This is a genomic window from Arthrobacter sp. SlRoot2-15, assembly GCF_059739345.1.
Genome location: NZ_AP046058.1, coordinates 2,239,180 through 2,251,047, shown reverse-complemented (window position 1 = coordinate 2,251,047; position 11,868 = coordinate 2,239,180). Strand labels below are relative to the sequence as shown.

The following is an 11,868-nucleotide window of genomic DNA, read 5'->3' as shown; positions in this document are numbered from 1 at the left end:
GCGGGGTCGGGGGTTTGCGGCTCAGGCCCGGCGGGCGGTCAGGAACTGCTGCAGCCCGGCGAGGTCGTCAGTGTTGATGTGGTCCACGCCGGCGTCGAAGAGTTCGTTCCAGACGGCGTCGCGTGCGGGGCCGGGCAGGTCCGGGGTGGCCCAGAAGCGGACGCGGTAGCCGTTGGCGTGCGCGTCGGCCACGTAGGCGCGCAGTTTGGCGCGCTCGGCCTCCGGCATGGGGCCCACGCCCTGCCAGATGAAGAGTTTGGTCCAATTGTCGCTAACCAGGGGCATCAGGCTGGCAGGCTTTCCGGAGGTGAGGTCCGCGGAGCGGCCATCGTAGAAACTGAAGCGCGTCTCCTGCGCCTGCATGGTGGCCAGCGGGCGGTTTCCGCTGATGACCGCGGTGACCGGGCCGGTCTTAGTGCTGCCGTGGCTGTAGCGGCTCATGATGTCGCGGTGCTCGGCCAGTTTCTGCTCGACGGCGGCGTAGGTGGATTCGCCGTCGCTCTTGATGTCGATCAGAAGCTGCAGGCTGCCGTCCCAATGCGGGTAGACGCTGTGGTCCTGGCCGCGGACCAGATCCTCGAGCGGATCGAGGTAGAGGCTCTCGAGCGTGACGCCGGGCCGGACCCCCGCCCGGTCGTGGGCCACCAGCAGCTCGCCGTCCACCAGCCACACGTCCGCTTCCACGCTGGTGAAGCCATGCTCCAGCGCATCGAACAGGGGACGGCCATGCTCGTAGTCATTGTGCGCGTGCGCCTGGGCGAGCGGCTGGCCGACTACGACGGGGGCCGGCTTGGTTGCCTCCGCCGGGGCCGGGGCTGCCGCTGTCCCGGCCAGGGAGGCAAGGACGGCGACGGCGGCGAGGGTGCTTTTCACGAACACGGAGTACTCCTTGCGTGCAGCGGATTCTCCGCCCGGCGGGGGACCTGCCGGGCAAAAAGGGGGTTCGTGAAAAGACTGCTGGCTGCGGGAGAACGACGGCAGGCGGGATGGTTGCTGACGGGTGAACTGGGAAGGACCATTGGCGCGCGGGTCCGAACGACCGGCACGCCTCAGAGTTCGCGCGTCGGCGTCGAAAATTCAGTATTGAAGTCATGGCTTCAACCGCGCGGTGAGTCCCTATCCGGCCCAGTCCTCCTCACCAAACGCCCGGCCGCGGAAGTGCGCGCGGAGGTACTCGCCGACGACGGCGGCGCCCAGGTCGCCGGTGTCGGGCGCCACGACGCGGCCGTCGATCCGGCGGGCCATCCGGGCGACGAAACGTTCCAGGCCGGGGTCATTGCCCAGCCGGAAGAACGTGGCCTGGGTGCCGGCGCGGCCCAGCCGGTCCAGCTCGGCCACCGTGACGCGGATTGTCTCCGGGTCCGGCGGATACGAGAACCAGGATTCGCCGTCGGACTCCAGGTGCGCGGTGGGTTCGCCGTCGGTCACCACCAGCAGGACCGGCTGCATGGACGGGTGCTGGCGGAAGAACCGGCCGGCCAGCAGCAACCCGTGGTGCAGGTTGGTGCCCTGCTCCCGGAACGCGGGCAGGGCCGTGAGCTCGCCGATGTCCATGGTCTGCGCGTGGCGGCCGAAGCTGATTAGCTGCAGCCGGTCGCCGCGGAACTTGGTGGAGACGAGGTGGTGGAGTGCGAGCGCAGTGCGTTTCATCGGCACCCAGCGGCCCTCGGCGGCCATCGAGAAGGACACGTCCACCAGCAGGGCGACGGCGGCCTGCGTGCGCGCCTCGGTTTCGGTGACCTCGATGTCGTCCACGGCCAGGCGCAGCCCGTGGCGCGGGTCGCCGCCGTCGGCGATGGTGCGGCGGATCGCGTTGGTGATGGTCCGGGTGACGTCCCACGGCTCGGCGTCGCCGAACTCCCACGGCCGGCTGGAGCCGGTCTGCTCCCCCGCCGCCCCGGCGACGCGGGTGTCCCGGCGGCCCTGCCGGCCGGAGAGCTGCTTGGCGGTGTCCCGCAGCAGCGACCGGCCGAGCCGCCGCATGGCCTGCGGGGAGAGCTTCAGGTCGCCGTCGGCGCCGCGTTGCAGGAAGCCGCCGTCGTGCATGGCCCGCTCAATCTCCGCCAGGGTGCGGGCCGACACCGCGGCGTCCTGCCCCAGCTGGCGGGTGAGGGCGTCCAGGTCCAGGTCGTCCAGGCGGGAGCCGTTGTAGGACTGGGAGAGCTGTTCGGCGAGTTCGTCCAGCTCGGCGAGGTCCTGCAGCACTCCGGTGCCGTCGCCGAGTCCCAGCCCTTCCTCGCCCTCGAAGCGTTCGGAGCCGGACCAGTCCTCCCCCGGGCGCAATGCCTGCAGGTTCGCATCGAGTTGGCCCAACTGTGCCATAAGCTCCGGCGAGCCGAACGCCTGCGCGGAGAGCCGCATTAGTTCCTCGCGCTGCTCGGCGGACATGGACTGCATGAGCCGCTGGGCGGCGGCCGCGCGCTGGGCGAGCGCGTCCACCAGCTCCTCGACCGACTGCGGGTTCTCCGGGAAGTGCTTGCCGTGCTTGGCCATAAACGCCTGGAAGTCCGCGTCGGTGTCCTCGCCGCGGCGGTGTTTGTCGAGCAGTTCGTTGAGATCGACCAGCATCTCGGCCACCGCCGCGCGATCCTCCTCGGTGGCGCCCTCGAGCGCCTCCTTCATGCCGGCGAAGCGCTGGTCCAGGATTTCGCGGCCCAGCAGGTCCTTGATCTGCTCGTAGGCCTCGCGGGCGGTGCTGGACTGCCAGTCGTAGGAGGCGAGCTCGTGGACCGCTGCCGCCGTGGAGGTGGGCAGGTTCTGCAGCTGCATCTCCCGGAAGGCGCGGTCCGTGTCGTCCATCCGCACGTCGCGGGCCAGCTGTTTGCGCTCCTCCAGCAAAGCGGTCTCCAGCAGTTTCTGGACTTCGTTGAGCGTGCCGTCCAGCTTGTGCCGGCCCAGCAGGTCCTTGCGCCGCTGCTGGACCCGGCCGGCGAGCTCGTCCAGGCCCTCCTGGTTGCGGCCGCCGCGGCGCAGGTATTCCTGCAGGGCGTGCCGGGGCGAGTACCCGGCCATCACGTCCTCGGCGACGGCGTCCAGCGCCTCCGCCAGGTCCACCGGCGGGGCGAGCGGATCGGGCCCGCCCGCGTAGCGGCTGTACCGGGACCGGTGGTGAGCGGTCGTGGGCCCTCCTTAGCCGTGACTGCGCCTAACCGTAAACGGTCGCCTCGTCGTCGGAATCCTTGGAAATCCGCCGGGCGAGGTAGAGGCCTTCCAGCGCCAGTTCGACGGCGGCGGCGCGCTGCCCGTCGTTTTCCGCGCCGAGGCGGGCACCGATGTCGTCGTAGAGGCTGGATCCGTTGAGCGACGGGAGATTGTCCAGGAACTCCCGCGCGGTGACCAGCTCCCCGGTGGTGACCGTGGTGTGGCCGTCGAGGGCGGCGACGAGTTCCCCCATGTCGAGGCCGTGGAAGTGCGCCCGCACGGCTTCGGCGGTGGCCATCCGCAGCAGGTGGTCCAGGATGTCCTGTTCACGGCCTTCCTCCCCGGATTCGAACTCGATCTTCCCGGCGAGGACTTCCACGGCGGCGTCTAGGTCGATGATCCGGGCGACGGCCTGGTCCTCGCCGCGCACGCTGGCCCGGCGCAGGGCGGCCGCGGCGACGGTTTCGGCGCCGGCGATGGCGAACCGCGCGGACACCCCGGAGGTCTGGTTGATCGCCGGGGACTGCCGCAGCGCCCGGGTGTAGCGGGCCAGGATTTCGAGGATGACGGGCGGGACGCCGGCCACCAGGTGGCCCTCCTGCCGGATGACGGCCACCTCGTCGTCGAGCTCGATCGGGTAGTGGGTGCGGATCTCGGCGCCGAAGCGGTCCCGCAGCGGGGTGATGATCCTGCCCCGGTTCGTGTAGTCCTCCGGGTTGGCGGACGCGACCACAAGGACGTCCAGCGGCAGCCGCAGCACGTAGCCGCGTATCTGGATGTCGCGTTCCTCCATCACGTTGAGCATGGAGACCTGGATCCGCTCGGCGAGGTCGGGCAGTTCGTTGATGGCGATGATGCCGCGGTTGGAGCGCGGGACCAGGCCGTAGTGGATGGTTTCCGGATCGCCCAGGCGGCGGCCCTCGGCCACCCGCATCGGGTCGACGTCGCCGATCAGGTCCGCGACGGAGGTGTCCGGCGTCGCGAGCTTTTCGACGTACCGTTCCGAGCGGTGCCGCCACGCCACCCGCAACCGGTCCCCCTCGGTGAGGGCGCGGGCGCGTGAGTGCTCGGTGAGGGGTTCGTAGGGATGTTCGTTCAGTTCCGAGTTCTCGATCACCGGCGACCACTCGTCCAGCAGCCCGGCCAGGGTGCGCAGGAGCCGGGTCTTGCCCTGCCCGCGTTCGCCGAGCAGGACGACGTCGTGCCCGGCCAGCAGAGCACGTTCGAGCTGGGGCAGGACGGTCCGGCCGAAGCCGTACATCCCGGGCCAGGGGTCGCGGCCGGCGGCGAGCGCTTCGAGCAGGTTGTCGCGGATTTCGCGGCGCAGGTCCTTGTGGACGTGGCCGGAGGCACGCAGTTCACCAACAGTGAAGATTTCGGGGCGATCACTCACTCCTCCACCGTAGACCTCGCCTCGAGACCATGGCACCCCCTAGCACTCCGCGATTTCCCCATCCCTCGCACGCTCGGGCAGGGACCAGCCCCCGCCCGGCGTCGAGCACCAGAACCGCATCATCAGGTCCACCAGCGTGGTCTTGCCCGCCCCCGTCGGCCCACAGGGCCCACGGGACAGGTCGCCATGCCTATCTGGGACCCACAGGAACGATCACATAATGCCGGTGGGTACCAGCAGGGCCCAGGCAAGCGCCGGGCCGACCAGCACGACGCCGCCTGCGTAGATCATGAGCTGGCGGTAGACGCGGTGCCGGTCGCTCTCGCTTGCGTTGGCCACCACCAGCGCACCGTCAGTGGAGAACGGGGAGACATCCACAACGGTGGCAGCAATAGCCAGCGCCGCAACTGCTCCGGAAGCGCTCAACGAACTGGTGGCCAGGAGCGGACCGGCAAGGGGGATGAACGCTGTCAGCAGTGCCGTGGAGGAGGCGAAGGCTGAGCTGACGCCGATTACGTAGCAGAGGACCAGGGCGACCAGCAATGGCGCGCCGAGTGCCAAGGCCTGCTTGGCAAGGGTGTCGATGACGCCCACGTGCTGGAGCAGGGAGACATAGGTGATCATGCCGGCCACAAGGAGGACCGTGGACCAGGAGATGCCGCCGATGAACGTCTGGTGTTCCTTGATGTTGACCAAGGCCAGCAGGAGGCCGGCAGACAGGGCGACAAAGCCGATCGGCAGGTGGAACCCAAGGGTGCACACCAGAATGATGGCGATCAGCACGAGGGTAAGGATCTGTTGGCCGTGGGGACGAGCGGTACGGGTTGCGTCGAGAGCCGTATGCTGCCCCTGCTCACCATCGCGCAGCCTGCCCAGGAGGGCGAAGACGGCAATGGTGAGGACGGAGAGAATGAGGTTGAGGGCGAAGCTCGCCGTGAAGAGTGCCCCTTGGGAAATAGGGAAGCCGTTCTTCAGCGCGACGTCGTGGACCAGCACGCCGGCCACGGACAACGGGGAAAAGCCGCCAGCATGGGCTCCGTTGATGATGAACGCGCCCATCAGCACGGGATGGATGCGCGATTCGTAGGCGAAACCCAGGGCCGCCGGTGCCAGCAGCGCGACGGCGGCCGGAGAGAAAGTGCCCAGCGACGTCAACGCGGCCGCGATGAGGAAGAACACCCACGGCAAGACCATGGTCTTGCCCCGGACGAGGCGCACGCAGGATTGCACGATGATGTCGATGGTGCCGTTCCGCTGGGCCATGCTGAAGAAATAGGTCACCCCGATGATCGTCAGGACAATGCTGGCGGGGAACTCCGCCAGGATCTCCTTGTCGGTCATGCCGAGCAGGAAGTACCCGACGCCGAAGGATGCGACCAGCCCCATGACGCCGATGTTCAACGGCCACTTAGTAGCGACGACAAACATCACGACGAGGATGACGAGGGGAATGATCTGGACGGCGGTCATGGTCCCCTCCGGTTTCGCGCCGGACGCTGGCTGGAAGCTGCCTCCGCCCAGCACGAGGAAAACCAGAGCCAGGACAGCGAGCACGCTCGCAGCCATCAGCAGGATAAGGCGCCGAGGGGCGGTGCGCCGCGGACGTTTGCCGGGGCTGTCGCCCACAGGAGCAGCAGCGCGCTGCGCGGTCTTAGTCACCTTGGTCTCCTCCTTGAGAACGGCTACACCGAGACAGCCGCTTACAGCGCTGTCGTCGGCCGGCTCACGCAGGGTCGGACCCGGAACCCTTGCTCGGCGACGGAGGGTGACTGCAGCGGCTTGGTAGAGCATATCCGGCGCTGGGAGTCTGCGCGGATTAGTTACGGCCGGACGCTCAGGGACCGCGGGTTGGTGCAGCGGGGCGGCGCACGTTGCGAATAGGCGATGATCCCGGTGATCATCATTCGCCGCCCCGCTGCGGCCCGTTGCCCGGGCCCAAGGGCCCGGGCAGTTTGCGGGTTACTTGCTGTAGCCGAAGACCTTGTTCCACTTGGCCAGGTCGTCCTTGCCGAAGGTGGTCGCGTCGGAGTTGGCCATCCGGTAGACCTTGCCGGAGTCGGCGGCCGGCAGCTTGATACCCATGATGGTTGGCGGCTCGACGTCGGTCCGGGCCGGGTATTCGCCCAGCTGTGCGAAAACCTTCTGGCCCTGCTTGGACAGGTTGTAGTTCATGAACACCTTGGCCGCCTCAACGTTCGTGGCGGACCCGGCCATGCCCAGGTAGTAGTCGTAGGCCACGAGTCCCTCATCCGGGACGATGAACTTTACCGGAGCCTTGTCCTGCACGGCGGAGATGTTTGTGCCGCTGATGGTGACGGTTCCCACCGCCACCTCGCCGCGGGCCAGCGCGGTGGCCTCGGCGCCAAGGGAGTCGTAGATGGTGGGCTTCTGCGCCGCGTACTTGGCGAAGTAGTCCGAGCCCATCTTCGTTTCCATGAACCGGCTCAAGGACGCGGTGCTGCCGCCGGAGCCGCCCTGGACGATGCCCAGCTTCCCCTGCCACTTGCCGCTGACGGCGTCGGCCCAGGACTTCGGGGCGTCCGCTTCCTTGACCAGCTGGGTGTTGTAGCCGAGCGTGTAGACGGAGTTGAACATGCGGGTGAACTGGCCGCCGTCGATCGAGACGTCCTTGAACTGCGCCGCACCCGGCACATCGTAGGCCTTCCAGACCTTCGCATCCTCCAGGGTCTTGGCGATCCGGTAGTCCGAGGTGCGGATGACGTCCGCCCCCAGCTTGCCGGCGCCCTGCTCTGACTGGACGCGCTCGGCGAGCTTGTTCGGCGTCAGGCGCACCACATTGACCTTAATACCGGTGTCCTTGGTGAAGGCCGCCACCAGGGCGCTCTCGGAGGACTCGGTGTAGCCGGAATACAGGCTCAGCGTCTGGGTCTTGGCCTTGTCATAGGTGGCCTTGTCCGCGATGTTTTCGCCGTTGATGACCAGGCCGTCGTCGGTCTTCACCTCCGCCGTGGCGGTGACAACGCTGGTGCCCTGGGCGGAGCCGCCGCAGGCGGCCATGCTCAGCGAGAGGACGACGCCGAGGCCGAGCAGGGGGATTTTGGACGCTAACTTCATTGTTTAGACCCTTTCAAATGGTGTGGTTTGGGAAGCGTTACTTGGCGCCAAGCTTGCGGTCGGCGCCCACCTTCTGGGCGATCACCGCCAGCACGGCGATCACGACGATGTACAGAACGCTGACGGCCGCGGCGGCCTGGCTCTGCCCGTTGTCGAAGTTGTCGAACACCAGGATCGAGAGGATCCGGGTGTTGGAGGTGAAGAGGAAAATCGAGGCGCTGAGCTCACGCATGGAGAGCATGAGGAACAGCAGGAACGAGGACGTGATGCCGACGCGCATCAGCGGGAGGGTGACCGAGACGATCGCCTTGGCCCGCCGGGCGCCGAGCATAACGGCGCTGTCCTCCAGGTCCTGGTCCATCTGCAGCATCGACGCCGAGATGCCCCGGTAACCCTGCGGCAGGAAGACCGCCACGCAGGCGATCGCCAGGATCGCCAGCGTTCCGTAGACCGGAACCGGTAGCAGCAGCCAGGTCCAGAGGAGGCCGATGCCCATAACGATGGCGGGAACCGCCAGCGGCGTCATCGCGATCAGCTCGATCAGCTGGCCGAGGCGCGACTTGGTCCGGTAGCGGACGTAGGAGGCGACGAAGCTCAGCGTGGTGCCCGCGATGGCGGCCAGGAGGGCCACCATCACACTGTTGCGCAGCGCCAGCTGAAAATCGTGGGAGCCGAGCACGTCGGCGAGCTTGGCGAAGCTCATCGCCCCGGTCTCGAAGAGCTGGGAGATGGAGGCCACGAACGGGGTGGCCTGCATGGACGCTGCCAGCAACGCCAGCATCGGGAGGACGACGGCGACGGCGAAATAGGCGAGGGCGATGATGGTGAACGGCCAGCGCAGCTTCCGCAGCGGGACCTGGCGCGGCCGGTTGCCCTTGCCGGTCACCGTGGTGAACTTGCGCTTGTTGATAATGCGCTGCTGGACCACCGTGATGATCAGCAGGGCAGCGGTCAGGACGATGGCGATGCTGGCGGCCTGGTTGCTCTTGGCCGGCGTCGCGCTCATCAGGCGGTAGATGTAGGTGGGCAGGGTGTCGATGCCGGCCGGGTTGCCGATCACCTGGGCCACCGGGAAGTTCTCCATGGTCAGGGCGAAGACCAGGATGGCGGACCCGAGGACGGCAGGCAGTGCCAGCGGCAGCGTGACGGTGCGCAGCATGGTCTTCAGGGTGGCCCCGTGGACCGTGGCGGCCTCTTCGAGGTCGGCGTTCATCATGGACAGCGAGCTGTGCATCAGCAGGAAGGCGTACGGGGCGTAGAAGATCCCGAGTACGAAGATCAGCCCCGGCAGGCTGTAGATGTTGAGGATGAAGTCGATGCCGAGGTCGCGGAGCAGGATGTTCAGGTAGCCGGCGCTCGGGGAGGACAGCAGCGACCAGGCCAGGGCACCGACCAGGGCGGGGATGAACATCGGGGCCATGCCGATGAAGAAGATGAACTTCCGCAGCGGCGCGTCGGTGCGGGCACAGACGAAGGCCAGGAACGCCCCGATGACCAGTGCCACCACGGCCGATCCGGCGCCCACCATGAGCGAGTTGCCGAGCGCCCCCAGGGCTTCGGGGCTGGCCAGAAGGATCAGGTTGTCCAGCGTCAGCCCGCCCAGGGAGATGTTGCCCGGGCGGGGAACGGCGTCGGAAAACGCCGCGAGCAGCACCAGCGCCAGCGGCAGGAGCACCAGTACGGCCAGGATCGCGATGATGACCATGGCGGGGGTGCTTTTGCGCAGGTTCCCCAGAGCCTTGGTCCCGCGGTAGGCGACGGGGGCTGGGCTGGCCGTGATGACGGGGTCCGCCAGGGGCGTCTTGAGGCTCATACCAGCACCTCCGCCGGGAGGATCTGGACCTGCGACGGGTCGATGCTGACCCAGACCAAGTCGCCCACCTCGTGCTGTTCGCCCCGCTTGATGGTGCCGAGGGCGTCCAGTTCCAGGCCGCCCTCCAGTTCGACGGCGTAGCGCACGTCGTTGCCCTGGAAGCCGGCCACCATGACCTTGCCCTGCCAGGCGTTGGGCGCCGTCGTGGGCCGGGAGCTGATCTGGAGGTCTTCGGCGCGCATGCAGACCTTCATCTGCTGCGGGGCCGTGGCGGCGCGCTGGGCGGAGTGGATGGTGAGGCCGTGGCCGGCAACCTTGGCGGTGGCGGAGCCGTCCGCCGCCGGCACGGCCTCGCAGTCCATGACGTTGGAGACGCCCAGGAAGTGGGCGATCGAGGCGCTGGCCGGGGACTCGTACATTTCCCGCGGACCGCCGATCTGGACGATCTTTCCGCCCTGCAGCAGCGCGATGCGGTCCGCCAGGGCGAAGGCCTCATGCTGGTCGTGGGTGACGTAGACGCAGGTCAGGCCGAGGCGCAGCTGGATCTCGCGGAGTTCGACGCGGAGGCGGTCACGGAGCCGGGCATCCAGGTTGGACAGCGGCTCGTCAAGCATCAGTACGCTGGGGCGCATCACCAGGCTGCGGGCCAGGGCCACGCGCTGCATCTGGCCGCCGCTGAGGAGGCTGGCGCCGCGGTCGGCGAACTTCTCCAGGCCCACCATGGTGAGCACTTCCATGACCCGGTCCTGGGTTTCGGACTTGGAGAGCCGCTGCAGCTTCAGGGAGTACGCGACGTTCTGGAAGACCGTCATGTGCGGCCACACCGCGTAGGACTGGAAGACCATGCCGACGTTGCGCTTGTTCGGCGGCAGGTTGATGCCCTTTTCCGAATCGAACACCACGACGTCGTCGATGATGATCCGGCCGGAGCTGGGTTCCTCCAGGCCGGCAAGGCAGCGCATGGTGCTGGTCTTGCCGCAGCCGGACTGACCCAGGAGAACCAGGGCCTCGCCGTCGCCGATGTCTAGGTTGAGGTTCTCGATGGCGACGAAATCGCCGTACTTGAGCTGCAAATTCTGGATGCTGATTTTCATGACACGTCCTTGTGAATGTAAGCCTGCCGCCCGGTCAGTCGCCGGGGACGAGCACTGTTCCTTCGCTGATGACCCTGGCGGACCGTTGGAATGCGACCTTGGTGGGAACCGCTGCGTCCAGTGCCGTCCTGGTCGCGCCGTTGAGGAGGTGGATCGCCAAACTGTTTTCGCCGTTATGGTCCGGCTGGGCAACCGCGGCGTTCGCGACGACGGACCCCGCACGTCCGGAGGCGGCGGCGATGGCGACGGCGCTGGTGAGGCCGATGGCGGGGTGGAGGGCGCCCATGGAGATCATCCGTGCGGAGACGCCCGTCTCCCCTGCCGGCGGCGGGCCTACGATGCCAACCTTGGGAATGGAGGTCAGGTGGCTGGGGATGCCCATGACCTTGGCGGCGGCGGACCGCAGCTCCGGTGCGAGGGCCACCAGTTCCTCCAGCTCTTCCGCGCTTTCCCGGCCGGTGAAGCCGAAATCGCGTGGATCGAAGATCGCCGCCGGGGCGCCGGCGTCGATCAGGGTGGCGTGGAAGGTTCGTCCCTGGACGGTGACCTCGTCGACGGCATGGCCGGTGGGCATTTCCGTCTCGAAACTGGTCCAGCTGCTGCTCTCGAAGATGATGTCCACCGGCACTCCCGGGTAATACTGCCCCGGGATCTGCCGCGCCCCGTAGGTTGGGACCTCGCCGCCGGGGGTGGGGACCTCGCAGACCAGGCTGAGCCCGGTGACCGTGTTGACGATCGTGACGCGGGAGACGCCGTCGGCCGGTGTCGCCAGCCGGGCGTGCAGCGCGTACAGTCCCAGGCCCGTGGCGCAGTTGCCGCAGTTGCTGTCCCATTCCACCGAGGGGTTGTCGATCGCCACCTGGGCGAAGCGGTAGTTCACCACGCCGTCGGCCGAGCCGAGGTCATCGACGATGATCGCCTTGCTGGTGGTGGAGGATGCGCCGCCGACGCCGTCGATCTGGCGGAGGTCCGGTGAGCCGAAGGTGCGGATCAGCAGGCGTTCGATGTCCGCGGTGTCCGCCGGCAGGTCGCTCTGGCGGAAGATCCAGCACTTGCTGGTCCCGCCGCGGACCAGGGCGGCCGGGACTTGAATTACTGACGTTCGTGGGGAGTCCGATTTCCCCAGTTGGACCGTGCCGGTGGGGCTGGTCATGGTGTCTCCTCAATGGTTCCTGCGTACCGTCGTTGGTACCGGTCGATCTTTGAAGCACTTTCGGTACAGTTTTGAGGAACTGTCCTCGCTTTCGGTCGAATGTATACCGTTTTGGAGAAGCGAGCAACAAAAATGTGTGTTGGCACACACCAGTTACCGAACCGTGACATAAAGTCGGGGGAGGCGCTCCTTCCGTGTC

The 11,868-nt window shown here is 67.6% G+C and carries 8 protein-coding genes; all 8 read right to left on the bottom strand.

The annotated features are described in order from the left end of the window. Window positions 1-21: 21 nt before the first annotated feature. Window positions 22-879: a phosphatidylinositol-specific phospholipase C/glycerophosphodiester phosphodiesterase family protein gene (locus AC6I9V_RS10260; RefSeq protein ID WP_497899345.1), complete on the bottom strand. Its 858-nt coding sequence runs from the start codon at window positions 877-879 to the stop codon at window positions 22-24. Between the two features lie 237 nt (window positions 880-1,116). Then, entirely contained in the window at window positions 1,117-3,054 is a 1,938-nt protein-coding gene (locus AC6I9V_RS10255; RefSeq protein ID WP_497899344.1) for a vWA domain-containing protein, read from the bottom strand. A gap of 91 nt (window positions 3,055-3,145) precedes the next feature. Further along, complete coding sequence (locus tag AC6I9V_RS10250; RefSeq protein WP_497899343.1) at window positions 3,146-4,534, bottom strand: sigma 54-interacting transcriptional regulator; 1,389 nt, start codon at window positions 4,532-4,534, stop codon at window positions 3,146-3,148. Between the two features lie 213 nt (window positions 4,535-4,747). Then, the gene (locus AC6I9V_RS10245; protein WP_497899342.1) at window positions 4,748-6,193 is read right to left on the bottom strand and encodes an SLC13 family permease; all 1,446 of its coding nucleotides are present in this window, start codon (window positions 6,191-6,193) and stop codon (window positions 4,748-4,750) included. A 300-nt stretch (window positions 6,194-6,493) separates the two neighbouring features. After that, entirely contained in the window at window positions 6,494-7,609 is a 1,116-nt protein-coding gene (locus tag AC6I9V_RS10240) for an ABC transporter substrate-binding protein (protein WP_349413366.1), read from the bottom strand. 37 nt (window positions 7,610-7,646) lie between these two features. Continuing rightward, a complete protein-coding gene (locus AC6I9V_RS10235) occupies window positions 7,647-9,422 on the bottom strand; it encodes an ABC transporter permease (RefSeq protein ID WP_497899341.1) in 1,776 nt (591 codons plus the stop codon). Then, window positions 9,419-10,516 (bottom strand): ABC transporter ATP-binding protein, encoded by a 1,098-nt coding sequence (locus tag AC6I9V_RS10230; protein WP_497899340.1) that lies wholly within the window; start codon window positions 10,514-10,516, stop codon window positions 9,419-9,421. The genes AC6I9V_RS10235 and AC6I9V_RS10230 overlap by 4 nt, the downstream gene beginning before the upstream one ends. A gap of 34 nt (window positions 10,517-10,550) precedes the next feature. Next, window positions 10,551-11,669: a PrpF domain-containing protein gene (locus tag AC6I9V_RS10225; protein WP_497899339.1), complete on the bottom strand. Its 1,119-nt coding sequence runs from the start codon at window positions 11,667-11,669 to the stop codon at window positions 10,551-10,553. Window positions 11,670-11,868: the final 199 nt, after the last annotated feature.